14 protein-coding genes are annotated in these 17,712 nt (G+C 60.3%); 8 read left to right on the top strand and 6 right to left on the bottom strand.

Going from position 1 to position 17,712, the window contains the following annotated elements:
• Window positions 1-18: 18 nt before the first annotated feature.
• Window positions 19-984 carry a CobW family GTP-binding protein gene (locus CRX69_RS26585; RefSeq protein WP_107323151.1) on the top strand — a complete coding sequence of 322 codons (966 nt, stop codon included), beginning with the start codon at window positions 19-21 and terminating at the stop codon, window positions 982-984.
• A gap of 12 nt (window positions 985-996) precedes the next feature.
• Here CRX69_RS26585 and CRX69_RS26580 read toward each other — a convergent pair whose 3' ends face one another.
• Complete coding sequence (locus CRX69_RS26580; RefSeq protein ID WP_047226690.1) at window positions 997-1,419, bottom strand: DUF3301 domain-containing protein; 423 nt, start codon at window positions 1,417-1,419, stop codon at window positions 997-999.
• Between the two features lie 119 nt (window positions 1,420-1,538).
• Here CRX69_RS26580 and pdxY point away from each other — a divergent pair, with 119 nt between their 5' ends.
• The gene (pdxY, locus tag CRX69_RS26575; protein ID WP_047226691.1) at window positions 1,539-2,411 is read left to right on the top strand and encodes a pyridoxal kinase PdxY; all 873 of its coding nucleotides are present in this window, start codon (window positions 1,539-1,541) and stop codon (window positions 2,409-2,411) included.
• Window positions 2,412-2,450: 39 nt separating this feature from the next.
• Here pdxY and CRX69_RS26570 read toward each other — a convergent pair whose 3' ends face one another.
• Complete coding sequence (locus CRX69_RS26570; RefSeq protein ID WP_047226692.1) at window positions 2,451-2,936, bottom strand: acyl-CoA thioesterase; 486 nt, start codon at window positions 2,934-2,936, stop codon at window positions 2,451-2,453.
• A gap of 255 nt (window positions 2,937-3,191) precedes the next feature.
• Here CRX69_RS26570 and CRX69_RS26565 point away from each other — a divergent pair, with 255 nt between their 5' ends.
• On the top strand, window positions 3,192-4,955 hold the full coding sequence (locus CRX69_RS26565) for a cation:proton antiporter (protein ID WP_076383196.1): 1,764 nt from the start codon (window positions 3,192-3,194) through the stop codon (window positions 4,953-4,955).
• 22 nt (window positions 4,956-4,977) lie between these two features.
• Here CRX69_RS26565 and CRX69_RS26560 read toward each other — a convergent pair whose 3' ends face one another.
• From CRX69_RS26560 to uvrD, 3 genes are all read right to left on the bottom strand, one after another.
• Window positions 4,978-5,385, bottom strand: a complete 408-nt coding sequence (locus tag CRX69_RS26560; protein ID WP_003187120.1) for an SMI1/KNR4 family protein — start codon at window positions 5,383-5,385, stop codon at window positions 4,978-4,980.
• 138 nt (window positions 5,386-5,523) lie between these two features.
• Window positions 5,524-6,399 (bottom strand): Tim44 domain-containing protein, encoded by an 876-nt coding sequence (locus tag CRX69_RS26555; protein ID WP_047226694.1) that lies wholly within the window; start codon window positions 6,397-6,399, stop codon window positions 5,524-5,526.
• 308 nt (window positions 6,400-6,707) lie between these two features.
• The gene (uvrD, locus tag CRX69_RS26550) at window positions 6,708-8,891 is read right to left on the bottom strand and encodes a DNA helicase II (RefSeq protein ID WP_047226695.1); all 2,184 of its coding nucleotides are present in this window, start codon (window positions 8,889-8,891) and stop codon (window positions 6,708-6,710) included.
• A gap of 260 nt (window positions 8,892-9,151) precedes the next feature.
• Between uvrD and CRX69_RS26545 the strand changes: the two genes are divergently transcribed.
• From CRX69_RS26545 to CRX69_RS26535, 3 genes are all read left to right on the top strand, one after another.
• Complete coding sequence (locus CRX69_RS26545; RefSeq protein WP_107323150.1) at window positions 9,152-12,025, top strand: putative bifunctional diguanylate cyclase/phosphodiesterase; 2,874 nt, start codon at window positions 9,152-9,154, stop codon at window positions 12,023-12,025.
• Window positions 12,026-12,165: 140 nt separating this feature from the next.
• Window positions 12,166-13,032, top strand: coding sequence for a transcriptional regulator HexR (gene hexR, locus CRX69_RS26540; protein ID WP_003187110.1), 867 nt, complete (start codon window positions 12,166-12,168; stop codon window positions 13,030-13,032).
• 133 nt (window positions 13,033-13,165) lie between these two features.
• Window positions 13,166-13,375 (top strand): PA3496 family putative envelope integrity protein, encoded by a 210-nt coding sequence (locus CRX69_RS26535; RefSeq protein WP_047226697.1) that lies wholly within the window; start codon window positions 13,166-13,168, stop codon window positions 13,373-13,375.
• Here CRX69_RS26535 and CRX69_RS26530 read toward each other — a convergent pair.
• A complete protein-coding gene (locus tag CRX69_RS26530; RefSeq protein ID WP_047226698.1) occupies window positions 13,317-14,279 on the bottom strand; it encodes a LysR family transcriptional regulator in 963 nt (320 codons plus the stop codon). The genes CRX69_RS26535 and CRX69_RS26530 overlap by 59 nt on opposite strands.
• 188 nt (window positions 14,280-14,467) lie before the next feature.
• Here CRX69_RS26530 and CRX69_RS26525 point away from each other — a divergent pair, with 188 nt between their 5' ends.
• Both CRX69_RS26525 and oadA read left to right on the top strand, forming a co-directional pair.
• Entirely contained in the window at window positions 14,468-15,883 is a 1,416-nt protein-coding gene (locus CRX69_RS26525; protein WP_047226699.1) for an acetyl-CoA carboxylase biotin carboxylase subunit, read from the top strand.
• Between the two features lie 11 nt (window positions 15,884-15,894).
• On the top strand, window positions 15,895-17,703 hold the full coding sequence (oadA, locus tag CRX69_RS26520) for a sodium-extruding oxaloacetate decarboxylase subunit alpha (RefSeq protein ID WP_107323149.1): 1,809 nt from the start codon (window positions 15,895-15,897) through the stop codon (window positions 17,701-17,703).
• Window positions 17,704-17,712: the final 9 nt, after the last annotated feature.

The following is a 17,712-nucleotide window of genomic DNA, read 5'->3' as shown; positions in this document are numbered from 1 at the left end:
CCTCGAAAGCCGCCGATTATGTTGCAGAACATTCCCACCCACGTCATCGCAGGCCCTTTGGGGGCTGGCAAGACCAGCCTGATCAAGCAATTGCTGGCGCAGCGCCCGGCGAATGAGCGCTGGGCGGTGCTGATCAACGAGTTTGGTCAAATCGGCCTGGACGCGGCGTTGCTGACCCAGACTGCCGATGGTATCGCACTGGGCGAAGTGGCCGGGGGCTGTTTGTGTTGCGTCAACGGCGCGTCATTTCAGATCGGCCTCGCTCGTTTACTGCGCAAGGCGCGCCCGGATCGACTGTTTATCGAGCCCTCCGGCCTGGGCCATCCGGCGCAGTTGATGCGGCAACTGAACGAAACGCCATGGCTCGGCGTGCTGGCGGTTCAGCCTTGCGTGTTGGTGCTCGATGCCCGAGCGATGGCGGATGGCACGCCGTTGCCCGACGCGCAGCGGCAAACTCTGGCCGATGCAGGGTTGGTGGTGCTGAACAAATCCGAGCACCTGAGCGAAACCGAACGCCTGGGCATCACCGCGCAACTGCCGGAGATTGCCTTGTACTGGACCCGACAGGCTGTGATGCCGATCGATCGACTGCCAGGTCTTGCGGCTCGCGGAAGCGGGGCTGTGGCTAACGTGAATCTACCCAAGGACGTGGGACAGATGCCGGCCGTCTGGACCGACCCGACATCGCCCATCTGCCTGTATCAGCAACAGGAAGGCGGCTGGAGTATTGGCTGGCGCTGGCATCCGAGTCAGCGACTGGACACGGCGACGTTGACGCGCTGCCTGCAAGGCTGCGGCTGGAAGCGGGCGAAGATGGTTATCCACAGCGCCGATGGCTGGGTTTCAGCCAATGCGCTGGAGGGCGCGACGCTGCGGTGGCAGGCCAGCGAGTGGCGCCAGGACTCACGAATCGAATTGATTTTTGATGAGCCTCAAGACGTGGCAGCGCTGCAAGCCGGCCTGGCGAACTGTCGGTGCCCGTGAGTCAGCCTTGCTTCAAGGCTTCCACTTGTTGTGTTCCTGGCGCCACTGACTCAACTCGATGACTTCGGCCCTGGGCCTGGTCTGGACCGGTTCGATCGGTGTCGGCGCTGACTCTTCGAACGGCATGGGATAAGGCGCCAGCTCGATTTGCGCGCTGTGGGCCCCGAACTGGGTAATGGTGCCCGAATGGCGCGATTCACCCGTAACGGTGAATTCGAAGTTATAGATACGGGCCAGGCGCCGGCGTCCGCTGGCGTCTTTGACGAACCCAATCTTTTTCAGCGCCACGTTGCCGTCCAGCAGCTCGATCTTGAGGTTGGCGCAATGTTGCATGACCCTCGCCAACGCTCGTTCGCGCAAACCATGGTTGTGCCACAGCCAGGCGCCGGCGGTAGCCAACAGCATCAGCACGAAAATATTTCCAAGGGTCAGCATGAACGAAGTGCTCCTACAAGTTGCTGTCAGCTTAACTGTGTCCCCGGTCTGTCGTACAGGTTGCGTTTAGTCGCATACTGCGCGGCTTGAATTTCATTCGTTTTACGGAAACATCCCGCATGAAACGTACCCCTCATCTGCTTGCCATCCAGTCCCACGTGGTCTTCGGTCACGCCGGTAACAGCGCTTCAGTCTTTCCGATGCAACGGGTGGGGGTGAACGTGTGGCCGCTCAACACCGTACAATTTTCCAATCACACTCAGTACGGACAGTGGACCGGCGACGTGCTTGCCTCTGAGCAGATACCGGCATTGGTAGAGGGGATCGCCGCAATCGGCGAGCTGGGCAATTGTGACGCGGTGTTGTCCGGTTACCTGGGCAGCGCCGCCCAAGGGCAGGCGATTCTGGCGGGCGTGGCGCGAATCAAGGCGTGCAATCCCAAGGCAATTTATTTGTGTGATCCGGTCATGGGGCATCCGGAGAAGGGTTGCATCGTGGCGCCCGAGGTGAGCGATTTTCTCCTGGAGGAAGCGGCTGGTGTGGCGGACATCATGTGCCCGAACCAGCTGGAGCTGGACAGTTTTTCGGGACGCAAGGCGCAGTCGCTGCTGGACTGCCTGGCCATGGCTCGCGCGCTCCTGACCCGTGGACCCAAAGCGATACTCGTCAAACACCTGGCCTATCCGGGAAAGCCGGAGGACAGCTTCGAAATGTTGTTGGTAACCGCCGACGGTAGCTGGCACCTGCGTCGTCCATTACTCGCATTCCCTCGTCAGCCGGTGGGGGTGGGAGACTTGACCTCGGGGCTGTTCCTGGCGCGAGTGGTGCTGGGAGACAGCCTGGTGGCGGCGCTCGAATTCACTGCCGCAGCCGTACATGAAGTACTGCTGGAAACCCAGGCGTGTGCCAGTTACGAGTTGGAACTGGTACGCGCCCAGGACCGGATCACCCATCCGAGGGTAAGGTTCGAAGCTGTACCGATCAGCCTCTGATCAACGCGAATCCCTGTGGGTGCGAGCCGGGCGGATCTGTTAAGGGCCGTCGGCTTTGATTTCCTGATAGCGCCTCTCCAGCTCCTGGCGAATTTGCCGACGCTGCTGGGCTTGTTCGTAACGGCGTTTTTCTTCGCTGTTCTGCGGTTGCAATGGCGGGACGGCGGCGGGTTTGCGCTGATCGTCCACCGCAACCATGGTGAAGAAGCAGCTGTTGGTGTGGCGCACCGAGCGTTCACGAATGTTTTCGGTCACGACTTTGATGCCCACTTCCATTGACGTGTTACCGGTGTAGTTCACCGACGCCAGAAACGTCACCAGCTCGCCGACATGAATCGGCTCGCGGAAAATCACCTGGTCAACCGACAGCGTCACTACATAGCGCCCGGCGTAGCGGCTGGCGCAGGCGTAGGCGACTTCGTCGAGGTACTTGAGCAGGGTGCCGCCATGCACATTGCCAGAGAAGTTGGCCATATCGGGGGTCATCAGCACCGTCATCGACAGCTGGGCGTTTCCGGGTTCCATAACGTACTCACGGTTCAAGGCAGCAATTTCGGGAGTGCACCTCTGCGGGTGCTGGAAGGTTTTCAAACTACCAGTATCGGGACGCTGCGCCCGTGGCAGCCGTCACGCTCCGGTGGATCTGTTTCCATATATTGCACTGTCTTTTTGTCGGAAGTCGCGGTGGTACCCTTCAAAAGCCCCTTGCGAGGGTATTTCCTACAAAGGAAACGGACTCGTCCAGCTCTGTGATGAGTCATTTGAACAGGGAGCCCCACCATGCATGCCATCAGTTTTATTCAAGACCTGGCGATCATCATGATGGCAGCGGGGCTGGTCACGGTACTCTTTCATCGTTTCAAACAACCCGTGGTGCTGGGTTACATCGTTGCAGGCTTCATCATCGGCCCGCATACGCCGCCTTTCGGTTTTATCCACGACGAAGAGACGATCAAGACCCTGGCCGAGTTGGGGGTCATCTTCCTCATGTTTTATCTGGGCCTGGAGTTCAGCCTGCGCAAGTTGTTCAAGGTGGGCGCCACGGCGTTCATCGCGGCGTTTCTCGAAATTGTGTTGATGATCTGGATCGGCTACGAAATCGGGCGCTGGTTCGACTGGAACACCATGGATTCGTTGTTCCTCGGGGCAATCCTGGCCATCTCCTCGACCACCATCATCGTCAAGGCCCTCAATGACCTGAAGATGAAGAACGAGCGCTTTGCGCAGTTGATCTTCGGGGTCCTGATTGTCGAAGACATCCTGGGCATCGGCATTATCGCCTTGCTGTCGAGCATCGCTGTCAGCGGAACGGTCAGCTCCGGCGAAGTGTTCTCCACGGTCGGCAAATTGTCGTTATTCATGATTGTCGCCCTGGTGATCGGCATTTTGCTGGTGCCCAGGCTGCTGGCTTACGTGGCGAAGTTCGACAGCGACGAGATGTTGCTGATCACCGTGCTGGGTCTGTGTTTCGGCTTTTGCCTGCTGGTGGTAAAGCTGGAATACAGCATGGTGCTGGGAGCGTTTCTGATCGGCGCGATCATGGCCGAGTCGCGGCAGTTGCTGAAAATCGAGCGGCTGGTGGAGCCGGTGCGCGACTTGTTCAGCGCAATCTTCTTCGTCGCCATCGGCCTGATGCTCGATCCGGTCATATTGCTCCAATACGCTTGGCCGATTGCCGTGATTACCACCGCAGTGGTGTTGGGCAAGATGCTCTCTTGTGGCCTCGGTGCGTTTATTGCCGGCAACGACGGGCGGACCTCGCTGCGAGTCGGGATGGGCCTTTCGCAGATCGGCGAATTTTCCTTCATCATCGCATCGCTGGGGATGACCTTGCAGGTCACCAGCGATTTCCTTTATCCGGTAGCGGTCGCGGTTTCGGTACTGACCACTCTGCTGACCCCGTACCTGATCCGGGCCGCCGACCCTTTATCGGTCAGGCTGGCTGCCGTTATGCCACAACGGCTGTCGAGGGTACTGGGAATGTATGGCGAGTGGCTTCGCAGCATTCAACCCCAAGGGGAGGGGGCGCTGGTGGCCGCCATGATCCGGCGGATTTTGCTGCAGGTGGGTATCAACTTGGCGCTGGTCATCGCGATTTTTATCGCCGGTGGCTACTTTGCCGAACAGATGTCGGCCTATCTGCAAGCCTGGATCAGCGACCCGAGTTGGCACAAAGCACTGATCTGGGGCGGGGCGTTGTTGTTGTCGCTGCCGTTTTTGATTGCCGCGTATCGCAAGCTCAAGGCGTTGTCGATGCTGCTGGCGGAAATGGGCGTGAAGCCGGAGATGGCCGGCCGTCACACCCAGCGCGTGCGTCGAGTGATCGCAGAAGTGATCCCGATCCTCTCGCTGCTGATGATTTTCCTGCTCTTGGCAGCCTTGTCGGCCAGTATTCTGCCGACCAACAAGTTGCTGGTACTGATCGCGGTGGTGGCCACGGTCGTGGCGGCATTGCTCTGGCGCTGGTTCGTCCGCCTGCATACGCGGATGCAGGTGGCCTTGCTGGAGACCCTGGACAATCATAAGGAATCGTCCGGGCATTGACCGGCGGCGGACGTGCGGCGGATCAGCTTTCCAGCCAGACGTCCCGGGCCCAGTGCCAGACCGATTCCCAGGTTTCTTCGGCAATCAGCTCTTCTTCGGCCTGCCACAGCACCACGGTCCCGTCTTCTTCGACGCAGTAATAGTCGTCGCCGTCCTGGCAGATGGGGATCAGGCTACGGTCGACACCGGCATCCCAGGCGTTGGCGGCCACATCTGGCAGATAGGTGTGGGACTGCGGATCGGTGACGGTCACGGGTTCCAGGCTGCCGTAGACAACATCGCTGACCGTCAGCAAAAATTCTCTGAATACGAACGGAATATCGATGAACAGCTGCTCTTCGATCTCCACCAGCAAGTCTTCGTCAGGTAACTCCAGTGGAACCGGCACGGGTTCGTTGGCTTCACGCAATTGTTCGATGATTTCTTCCACGTCCGGGATCCTCTTTCTCGATGGCGCGGTTTATATGGAGCGGTTTATACAGTAGCTCGCTATAGATGCAACCGCGAAATAGAAAACCCCGGCCTGAGCCGGGGTTCTTTTATTTCAACATGCAAAACGCGCAGAGGTTCAACCGTTCTGGCGGATACCGGCCACCAGCCAAGGCTGGTCATCGCCCTGGGGACGTTCCATGTTCCAGCTTTCGCTGAACGCTTCGCCTTTGTCGAAGCGCGAGTCCTTCGACACACCGCTGAAGGTCAGGGTGGCGATGGTCTTGTCGGCGCGATCATCGACACCGTCCAGCTGTACTTGCAGATTGTCGATGTAGGTCGACTGGAAGCCATCGCCCAGTTCGGCCCGCTCGCGCTTGAGGAATTCCAGCAGTTGCGGGGTCACGAACTCAGAGATCTTGTCCATTTCGTTCGCATCCCAGTGTTGCTGCAGGGACATGAAATGGTTGCGCGCCGCTTCGATGAAGCGCTCTTCGTTGAACCAGGCTGGCGCATTGATCACCGGTCGAGCAGCCACCGGTGCTGCCGAACCGCCGAAGATCGAACCACTGGCCGGTTGCTGGTTGAACACCTCACGTTGCATCGGCGCATGACCGGCCGGAGCCAGTTGCTCCTGCTGCTTGCGACGACGGGCGGCAATGAAGCGGAAGACCAGGAAGGCGATGACCGCCATGATCAGGATGTCGAAGATTTGCATGCCCTGGAAGCCGTCGCCCATGAACATGGAGGCGAGCAGGCCACCGGCGGCGATGCCGGCCAGGGGGCCGAGCCAGCGCGAAGCACCGCTGGCTTTGGTGGCGGCGCCAGCCGCACCGGCCGCGCCCGCAGTAGCCGCGGTAGAGCCGGCCGCAGAGGACGGCGCCATCTGGCTGGTCTGGTGGGTCGGGGCAGCGCCCGAACTTTTACCACCGCCAAAGCGCTTGGCGGCATTGGCGTCGATGGCCATCGTCAGGCCGATGCACAACGCCATGGCGATGCTAAGAAAACGTTTCATATAAGGGCATTCCCATTTGTGGATAGCACGCGCGCCATGTTGCACAGGTGAACTGTTGCTGGCTAGCGGCAGAGTGTTTCGGGCTTTTGCGTGACAGGTTAGGTTCAGCTTCAGCCGCGCAAGAGGGCTTGTTGGCTTTTGGCTGTAGGAAAGGGGGACAAGTTCTATCGGAAAGGCAGCAGGCGTGAGCAATCCGACCTGTGGGAGCGAGCCTGCTCGCGATCGCGGTGGGTCAGTCACTGTCAATGTTGCCTGATCCACTGCTATCGCGAGCAGGCTCGCTCCCACATAAAAAGCTTTCAGAACGCCTAGATCGCTTCCAGCTTGGCATACCCCAGCATCAGCCACTTGCTGCCTTCGCTGAAGTTCACCTGAACCCGGGCCTGGGCGCCGGCGCCTTCGAAGTTGAGGATCACGCCATCGCCGAACACCGAGTGTCGCACGGTCTGGCCGAGACTGAAGCCGGTTTCCGGGATGTCGCTGCCGCCAAACAGACTGCTGGTGCTTTGCTGCTGGCCGCCGCCGAACGGACGGCTGACGCTGTTGGACAGCCGCACCTCCTGAATCAGGCCTTTGGGCACTTCACGGACGAAGCGCGACACCTTGTTGTAGGTTTCGCTGCCGTACAGGCGTCGGGTCTCGGCGTACGTCAACACCAGGTTCTGCATGGCGCGGGTGATGCCAACGTAGGCCAGGCGTCGTTCCTCTTCCAAGCGTCCCGGCTCTTCCAGGCTCATCTTGTGCGGGAACAGGCCTTCTTCCATTCCCACCAGGAACACGTAGGGGAATTCCAGACCCTTGGCACTGTGCAGGGTCATCAACTGGATGCTGTCTTCATGCTCGTCGGCCTGGGTGTCGCCGGCCTCCAGAGAGGCGTGGCCCAGAAAGGCCGACAGTGGCGAAAGCTCTTCGTCTTCCTCGGTGTTCTCGAAGTTGCGTGCGGCGCTGACCAGTTCCTCGAGGTTTTCCACCCGGGCCTGGCCTTTCTCGCCCTTTTCCGCCTCGTGGTAGGCGATAAGGCCGGACTGCTCGATAACGGTCTGAGTCATCAAATGCAGCGGCATGTCCGTGCACTTGGTGGCCAGGTCGTCGATCAGGTCCATGAACGCCTTCAGCGCACCGGCGGCGCGGCCGGTCATGCCCTTGTTGGTTACCAACTGGCGCATGGCTTCCCACATCGACACATGGCTGTGGCGCGCGTGGTCGCGAATCGCTTCGACGGTTTTCTCGCCAATGCCCCGGGTCGGGACGTTGATCACCCGCTCCAGGGCCGCGTCGTTACCGCGTCCTTCGAGCAGGCGCAGGTAGGCCATGGCGTTCTTGATTTCGGCGCGCTCGAAGAAGCGCTGGCCGCCATAGATGCGGTACGGGATACGTTCGCGCAACAGGGCTTCTTCCAATACCCGGGATTGGGCGTTGGAGCGATACAGGATGGCGATGTCGCTGCGGGCCAGACCGGTTTTCAGCGCGCTTTCGATGGTTTCCACCACGTAGCGGGCTTCATCGTGTTCGTTGAAGGCGGCATAGAGGTTGATCGCTTCGCCTTCGCCGCCATCGGTCCACAGTTCTTTGCCCAGGCGCCCGGTATTGTTGGCGATCAGGGCGTTGGCGGCCTTGAGAATGCCGGCGGTGGAGCGGTAGTTCTGTTCCAGGCGGATCACTTGGGCGTCGGGGAAGTCCGCCGAATATTGATGAATATTCTCGATTTTGGCGCCGCGCCAGCCGTAGATCGACTGGTCGTCATCGCCCACCACCATCAGGCTGTCGCCGCCCTTGGCCAGCAGGCGCAACCAGGCGTATTGCACGGCGTTGGTGTCCTGGAACTCGTCCACCAGCACATGCCGGAAGCGCTTCTGATAGTGCGCCAGCAGGCCTGGGTGATCGCGCCACAGGTCCAGTGCGCGCAGCAGCAGCTCGGAGAAGTCGATCACGCCAGCCCGCTGACACGCCGCCTCGTAGGCTTCATAGATGCTGCGCATGGTCGCCAGGAACAGATCGCCGCTGGCCTGGATGTGTTGCGGACGCAGGCCTTCGTCTTTCTGGCCGTTGATGAACCACTGGGCCTGACGGGCCGGCCAGCGCTGTTCATCCAGGCCCAGCTCACGGATCACCCGCTTGACCAGCCGCTGCTGGTCGTCGCTGTCGAGAATCTGGAAAGTCTGGCTAAGGCCGGCTTCCTGCCAATGCGCCCGCAACAAGCGGTGCGCCAGGCCGTGGAAGGTGCCGACCCACATGCCGGCCGGGTTGATGCCCATCAGTTGCTCGATGCGATGGCGCATCTCGGCAGCGGCCTTGTTGGTGAACGTCACCGACAGGATCGAATGGGGCGAGGCGTTCTCGACCTGGATCAACCAGGCGATACGGTGCACCAGCACCCGGGTTTTACCGGAGCCGGCACCGGCCAGGACTAACTGACGACCCACGGAGGCCGCTACGGCCTGGCGTTGGGCATCGTTGAGGGAGTTCAGCAGAAGGGAGAGATCATCGCGCATCGGGGCATTCTAGGGTGCGGCGGCAGCCCGGGCAAACCGAGCTTTGCCCCAGCCGATAAAAGACCGGTCGGTGATGACCGGTCGGTCATGGGCCACAGGCATTGGCCGGGCTCGCTTGAAGGGCTTGCGACCCAATGAAATAGCGACTTTTTCAGCATTTTTATGAGCTTGGGCAGTGTGGGATGGCCGTTGCCTTGTGTATGCTCGCTGCATGTTTCGGGTTCTCCATGCTCCGCTGAATAAGAACAAGAACAGTGCCTATGACCCTAAATTCCGATCTGGCGGGCCCCTGTGTGGAGCCACGGATCATCTGCAAGCAGTACGCCACGGAAATGGCGGTCGAACGCACAAGGCTGTTGTATCAGGGTTCGCTGCTGCCCACGCTGTTCATGCTGGTCAACGGCCTGGTTTGCGCCGCGTTGTTGTGGGGGCCTTCGCGTCATTTTCAGGTCAGCGTCTGGCTGGTCTGGTTGCTCTCGCTGGTTGCGCTACGGGTCATTCAGGTGGCGGCCTTCGATTCGGCGATACCCAGCCGCCAGGCGCACCCGATATGGTTGCGAATGTTTTTGCTCGGCTCGGCGATGACCGGGCTGACATTGGCCGGAGCAGGTATTGCACTGGTACCGGCAGACAGCTTTCAGCAACAGGCCTGGGTATTCGGCCTGATTGGCGCGGCCACCTTGTCAGCCAGCGTTGCCTATGCTGTGAGCCTTCCGGCGTTTTTGTCCTTTACCTTACCGTGCCTGTTGCCGGCCATCGGTTATCTGTTCTGGGGCGGCGATGAGCAGCAGCGCGGATGGGGCTGGCTCGGACTGGTCGTACTCGTCTCGCTCAGCGTGGTGGCCTGGCAGGTCAACCGGTTGATACAAAGTGGCATGCTGCGAAGGTTCCAGAATCAGGCGCTGATCGAGCATTTGCAGCAGGCGCAAGCGCGTAGCGCACAGCTCAACGAGGCACTTGGCCGGGAAGTCGAACAACGTCGCAGCGCCGAGGAAAAACTACGGTCGGCCCAGGTAGGGCTGGAGGCGCGCGTGGTACAGCGCAGCCTCGAGCTGGAGGCGACCAGCCAGGCCCTGAGCAAGAGCGAAGCCCGTCTTGACCTGGCGCTCAAGGCCAGTGAGTTGGGGCTGTGGGATTGGAACCTGCAAACCGACGAAGTCCATCACACCCAGCTCAAGGAACTGTTCGGCCTGGAGCCTGAGTACATCACAGCGATGCTCAGTCACCTGACCCCGCGTCTGCACCCTCAAGACGTGCCGGCCCTCAAACGCGCCCTCGTTGAGCACCTCAAAGGCCGCAGCGAGGACTACCAGATCGAATACCGCGTACGTCACGGCGATGGCCATTGGGTCTGGATCGAAGACCGCGGTCGGGCCGTGGAGCGCAGCCCGAGTGGCCGAGTGTTGCGCATGGTCGGCACCCGGCGAGACATCAGCACCAGCAAGGAACTCGAGCAACAGCGCCAATTGGCGGCCACGGTTTTCGAGGCCGCCAGCGAAGGCATTGTGATTTTTGACCCGCATTACGCACTGCTGGCCGCCAATCAGGCGTTCACGCGGGTCACCGGTTTTAATATCGATGACATGCTGGGACGCAATGTCGTCGACCTGCCGTGCAGTCGTGATGCCCGCCGGCACTACCCGATTATCCGCCAGGCGCTCAAGCAGCACGGCACCTGGCAAGGTGAACTGGTGGAGGCCCGGGCCAATGGCGAGTTGTATCCCCAGTGGCTGCAACTGAACGTGGTGCGCGATGCGCGGGGACATGTGAGCCATATCGTGGGCTTCTTCGCCGATCTTTCGGCCCGGCGCGAGTCCGAAGAGCGAATGCGCTACCTGACCCATTACGACGAGCTCACCGGGCTGGCGAACCGCTCATTATTCCGCGAGCGCCTGCACGAAGCCCATCAACGGGTGCGTCAGGGCGGCCGACGCAGCCTGGCATTGCTGCATATCGACCTGGACCGTTTCAAGCTCCTTAACGATAGCCTCGGCCATGATGTTGCTGACCAACTGTTGCAGAAGATGGCCCGCCGCCTGATCAATGCGTTGCCTGAAGCGGACACCATCGCCCGCTTGTCCGGCGATGAGTTCGCCGTGTTGTTCGATGCCTACGGCAACCTTTCCAGCTTGGCGCGGGTGGCAACCCGATTGTCCGCCAAGCTGCGCCTGCCGCTCACCATCGAGGGCCACGAACTGGTGGTCAGCGCCTCGATCGGCATCAGTATGTTGCCCGACAACGCGCGGGAGATTTCCACGCTGGTCAGTCAGGCGAACATGGCCATGCAACATGCCAAGCATTTGGGCGGCAACAATTTTCAGTTCTATACCGACAGCCTCCAGGCCAGCACGCTGGAGCGCCTGCAACTGGAGAATCAGCTGCGCAAGGCCCTCGAAGAACAGCAGTTGAAGGTTTTCTATCAACCCAAACTGTGCCTGGCGACCGGCCGTCTGAACGCTGCCGAGGCGTTGGTGCGTTGGGATCATCCGGTCATGGGCCGAGTTCCGCCGGGAGACTTCATCAGCCTGGCCGAAGAGACCGGGCTGATCGGGCCGATCGGCGAGTTCGTGTTGCGCCAGGCCTGTTGGCAGGCGTGCCAATGGCAGCGTGAGGGGCTGGCGCCGATCAGGGTGTCGGTCAACCTGTCGGTGCATCAGTTGCGCCAAGGCAAGCTGGTCAGCCTGGTTCGGCAAGTGCTGGAGGAAACCGGTCTGGCGCCGCAATACCTGGAACTGGAACTGACTGAAAGCCAGTTGCTCGACAGCGTTGAGCACATCATCGCGACGTTCCAGCAATTGCGCGACCTCGGGGTCAAGCTGGCGATCGATGACTTTGGTACCGGCTATTCGTCTCTGAGTTATCTCAAACGCATCCCTGTGGATTACGTGAAAATCGATCAGGCGTTCATTCGTGGGCTGACGGAGGGTAGCGAAGACGCGGCCATTACCCGGGCAATCATTGCAATGGCCCATGGGTTGTCGCTCAAAGTGGTGGCCGAAGGCGTCGAGCGGCCAGAGCAGCTCGAGTTTCTGAAAGCTGAACAATGTGATGAGGTTCAGGGCTATCTCATCAGCCGACCGGTTGAAGCACAAGGGTTGGCCGCGCTGTTATGGGCTAATCGGGATGATTGCTAGCCCGCCGTTGCTACATGGCGTGCATGCGGCATGAAACCGGGAGATTGAGTTACGGATTGGGCGGGCAAAAAGCCGATTCTTGTAGTATAACTACAAGCTTGCTACATCCCGGCTTCTGCCAATAACAAGAGTCCAATCCCTTGAACCTGTTGCAACACATCGCCCAGTCACGCCATCTGCTGCGCAAGTCGGAGCTGAAAGTCGCCGATCACGTATTGCTTGATCCTGCGGCCGTGATGCACAGCTCCATGGCCGATCTTGCCCACAGCGTCGGCATCAGCGAACCGACCATTGTGCGTTTCTGCCGAGCCATCGGTTGTTCGGGTTTCCAGGACCTGAAACTCAAGCTGGCGCAAAGCCTCGCCGCGGGTGCCAGCTTCGGCCAGTTTGCGATCCATGAAGACGATTCGGTCGCCGACTACAGCCTGAAAATCTTCGACACGACCCTGCATACGCTGATGGAGGTTCGCGAGAAGCTTGATCCGGTGGCGTTGCAAAAAGCCGTCACGGCCATGTCCCAGGCCCAGCGTGTCGAGTTTTATGGTTTCGGTGCTTCGGGCGCGGTGGCGGCCGATGCCCAGCACAAGTTCTTCCGGTTGCTGCTGACGGCCGCGGCTTATTCCGACCCGCACATGCAGGCGATGTCGGCGGTCACGCTGAAGCCCACCGACGTGGCGATCTGCATTTCCCAGTCGGGCCGTTCCAAGGATCTGCTGATCACCGCCAACCTGGTGCGCGAAAGCGGCGCCTCGTTGATCACCTTGTGCCCGAGCCAGACGCCATTGGCCGAACTGTCCACGGTGAACCTGGCCATCGACGTGCATGAAGACACGGAGATCTACACGCCGTTGACCTCGCGCATCGCCCATCTGGTGGTGATCGATGTGCTGGCGATGGGCGTCGCCATGGCGCGCGGCCCAAGTTTGGTCAATCACCTCAAGAGCGTGAAACGCAGCCTGCGCAGCTTGCGGTTGTCACCCAAGTCGGTGAAAGCGCTGGACGATTGACCGCTGGTCTTGAAGTTGAGGGCATCTGTGGCGAGGGGATCTGCGAATTCATCGTTCTGTAACGCTCGCGCCGCCAAACCGTCATCGCGCGCCTTCATCGTAAAGCTCCCGTATACGTCTTGGGAGTCTCGACATGACCCAGTCCTACGAAGAACGCAGCGCCGTCAAAACCCGTCGTCAGCAGGAAGACCAGCGCCGCATGGCGTTTCGTCGTGCCATCGAAGACCGCTGTGAGCAGCGCCAGCTGCTGGCCGAAATCAGCGAGTTTCCGGACGCAGCAGAATTCAACTATTGGCAGGCAACATCGGCGGCTTCCCGTCGAAACGCTCAACCAGGCCAATGATCTGAGCACGCTCGCCGCGAACGAACGCCAGAAAGGCGTGAGCCACCGGTGACAGGCGCTTAGCCCTGGCCTGCACCAGGCACCAACTGCGGTACAGCGGCAGCTCCTCCACCGGCAACTCGATGAGAGCGCCGGACACCATCTCCCGGCTTACGGCGTGGCGCGTCAACAGCGCCACGCCCAGCCCTGCGAGAACGCATTCGCGTTGGGCCTCCGCCGACGCCACTTCCAGCGTCTGGGTGAAGTGCACCCGTTTCTCCTTGAAATATTCCTCGCAGGCCAGCCGCGTGCCTGACCCTGGCTCGCGCAGCAGCAGCGTATACGGCTCAAGGTCTTGCAAGCGCAACGGGCCCATGTGGCACAGCGGATGGTCGGGCGGCGCCACAGCGACGATCGGGTTATTGAGAAATGGCAGGAATTCCAGGCCCATGTCCTGAGGCACCATGGACATGATCACCAGATCGTCCCGGTTGTCCGAGAGCCTTCGGATCACTTGGCCGCGGTTGACCACCGTGAGGTTCAGGTTGACCTCCGGGTGCTGGCGCTTGAAGGCGGCGAACAGGTGCGGCACGAAGTACTTGGCGCTGGATTCCACCGCCAGCTTCAGTTGGCCTTGCAGCGAGCCCTGCATGTCCGACAACTGCATGTCGAGGTTTTCCAGGCGCCCGAAGATGTCCCGGCTGGCGCGTTGAAGGGCTTCGGCGGCTTCGGTCATGTAGAGTTTTTTGCCAACGTACTCAAACAGCGGCTGGCCAATCAGCTCCTCAAGTGATCGAATCTGTAGGCTAACGGCCGGTTGTGTGAGAGACATTTCGTCGGCTGCGCGGCTGTAGGACCTCAGGTCGCACACCTCATTGAAAATCTGCAGTTGACGCAATGTCATACGCATCAATGACTTACGCATTTTCTATAGGCTCTCGGGCGGGGCGGATGAGTCAACTATAAGTCTTTGCTTATGCACGACCCAATAAATATTCATTTTTGTTAATCAACAGCCAGGACTAGTGTGGTGCTGCGACCGATTGTTACATCTGGTCACGCGTCGACCTGAAGCTCCAGGTCGTGGTACCACCGGCTCAAGGGAACCTCCAATTGATAACAAAGATCCTGATCGCCAACCGTGGTGAGATTGCCGTCCGCATCGTGCGCGCTTGCGCCGAGATGGGCATTCGCTCGGTCGCGGTCTATTCCGACGCTGACCGCCATGCGTTGCATGTCAAGCGTGCGGACGAGGCCCACAGCATCGGCGCCGATCCGCTGGCCGGCTATCTCAACCCGCGCAAACTGGTGAACCTGGCTGTGGAAACCGGTTGCGATGCGTTGCACCCCGGTTACGGCTTTCTCTCGGAAAACGCCGAGCTGGCGGACATCTGCGCCGAGCGCGGGATCAAATTCATTGGTCCGTCGGCTGAAGTCATTCGCCGCATGGGCGACAAGACCGAAGCGCGTCGCAGCATGATCAAGGCCGGCGTACCGGTCACGCCGGGCACCGAAGGCAACGTATCGGGCATCGAAGAGGCCCTGACCGAAGGCGACCGCATTGGTTACCCGGTGATGCTCAAGGCTACGTCCGGTGGTGGCGGTCGGGGTATCCGTCGCTGCAACAGCCGCGAAGAACTCGAACAGGCTTTCCCGCGGGTCATTTCCGAAGCCACCAAGGCCTTTGGTTCGGCGGAAGTGTTCCTGGAAAAATGCATCGTCAATCCCAAGCACATCGAAGCGCAGATCCTGGGTGACAGTTTTGGCAACGTGGTGCATCTGTTCGAGCGTGATTGCTCGATCCAGCGTCGCAACCAGAAGCTGATCGAGATCGCCCCCAGCCCGCAACTGACGCCTGAGCAGCGCGCCTACATTGGTGACCTGTCGGTGCGCGCCGCCAAGGCTGTGGGCTACGAGAACGCCGGCACCGTGGAGTTCCTGCTCGCCGAGGGCGAGGTGTACTTCATGGAGATGAACACCCGGGTGCAGGTGGAACACACCATCACCGAAGAAATCACCGGCATCGACATTGTTCGTGAACAGATTCGCATCGCCTCCGGGCTTCCGTTGTCGGTCAAGCAGGAAGACATTCATCACCGTGGCTTCGCGCTGCAGTTTCGGATCAACGCCGAAGACCCGAAAAACAACTTCCTGCCCAGTTTCGGCAAGATCACCCGCTACTACGCCCCCGGCGGCCCGGGCGTGCGCACCGACACAGCGATCTATACCGGCTACACCATTCCGCCCTTCTACGATTCGATGTGCCTGAAGCTGGTGGTCTGGGCGCTGACCTGGGAAGAAGCAATGGACCGTGGCCTGCGGGCCCTGGACGACATGCGTCTGCAAGGGGTCAAGACCACCGCGGCGTATTACCAGGAAATCCTGCGCAACCCGGAATTCCGTAGTGGCCAGTTCAATACCAGCTTCGTTGAAAGCCATCCTGAGCTGACCAACTACTCGATCAAGCGCAAACCCGAAGAGCTGGCCCTGGCCATCGCCGCCGCCATTGCCGCCCACGCAGGCCTGTAAGGAAAATAACAATGTCCAAGAAGATTCACGTAACCGATACGATCCTGCGCGACGCTCACCAATCGCTGCTCGCTACCCGCATGCGCACCGAAGACATGCTGCCGATCTGCGACAAGCTCGACAAAGTCGGCTATTGGTCGTTGGAAGTCTGGGGCGGCGCAACATTCGACGCCTGCGTGCGCTTCCTGAAGGAAGACCCGTGGGAGCGCTTGCGCCAACTGCGTGCGGCGCTGCCCAACACTCGCCTGCAAATGCTGCTGCGTGGTCAGAACCTGCTGGGCTATCGCCATTACAGCGATGACGTGGTCAAGGCGTTCGTGGCCAAGGCTGCGGTCAACGGCATCGATGTGTTCCGTATTTTCGATGCGATGAACGACGTGCGTAACCTGCGGGTCGCCATCGAGGCGGTGAAAGCCGCCGGCAAGCACGCCCAGGGCACCATCGCCTACACCACCAGCCCGGTGCACACCATTGAGGCTTTCGTAGCCCAGGCCAAGCAAATGGAAGCCATGGGTTGCGACTCGGTGGCGATCAAGGACATGGCCGGTTTGCTGACTCCGTACGCCACTGGCGAGCTGGTGAAGGCATTGAAGACCGAGCAGTCGTTGCCGGTATTCATCCATTCCCATGACACCGCTGGCCTGGCGGCGATGTGTCAGCTCAAGGCCGTAGAAAACGGCGCCGATCACATCGACACCGCGATCTCCAGCTTCGCCTGGGGCACCAGCCATCCGGGCACCGAATCGATGGTTGCAGCCCTTAAGGGCAGCGAGTTCGACACTGGTCTGAACCTGGAATTGCTGCAGGAAATCGGCCTGTATTTCTATGCGGTGCGCAAAAAATACCACCAGTTCGAAAGCGAGTTCACGGCGGTGGACACCCGCGTCCAGGTCAATCAGGTGCCGGGCGGGATGATTTCCAACCTGGCCAACCAGCTCAAAGAGCAGGGCGCGTTGAATCGCATGAACGAGGTGCTGGCAGAGATTCCACGGGTGCGCGAAGACCTTGGCTTCCCGCCGCTGGTGACCCCGACCTCGCAGATCGTCGGCACCCAGGCGTTCTTCAACGTGCTGGCCGGTGAGCGCTACAAGACCATCACCAACGAAGTGAAGCTCTATTTGCAGGGCGGCTACGGCAAGGCTCCGGGTTCGGTGAATGAGAAGCTGCGCCGTCAGGCCATCGGCAGCGAAGACGTGATCGATGTGCGTCCGGCCGACCTGCTCAAGCCGGAAATGACCAAGCTGCGTGGCGAAATCGGCGCACTGGCCAAATCCGAAGAAGACGTACTGACTTACGCCATGTTCCCGGACATCGGGCGCAAGTTCCTCGAAGAACGCGAAGCCGGCACCCTGACCCCGGAAGTGCTGTTGCCAATCCCTGAGGCGGGCAGTGTGAGCTCGGCGGGTGGTGAAGGCGTGCCGACCGAGTTCGTCATCGATGTTCACGGCGAAACCTACCGCGTCGACATCACCGGCGTGGGCGTCAAGGCTGAAGGCAAGCGTCACTTCTACCTGTCCATCGATGGCATGCCCGAAGAGGTCGTGTTCGAACCGCTCAATGAGTTTGTCGGCGGCGGCAGCAGCAAGCGCAAACAAGCCACTGCGCCGGGCCATGTCAGCACCACCATGCCGGGCAACATCGTCGATGTGCTGGTCAAGGAGGGCGATGTGGTGAAGGCCGGCCAAGCGGTGCTTATTACCGAAGCCATGAAGATGGAAACCGAAGTGCAGGCGGCTATCGCCGGCAAGGTCACCGCCATTCATGTCGCCAAGGGCGACCGGGTCAATCCGGGCGAGATCCTGATCGAGATCGAAGGCTGAGCTAACAGC

This window comes from Pseudomonas rhizophila (assembly GCF_003033885.1).
GTDB classification, from domain to species: Bacteria; Pseudomonadota; Gammaproteobacteria; order Pseudomonadales; family Pseudomonadaceae; genus Aquipseudomonas; species Aquipseudomonas rhizophila.
This window is presented reverse-complemented; position numbering and strand designations above follow the sequence as displayed.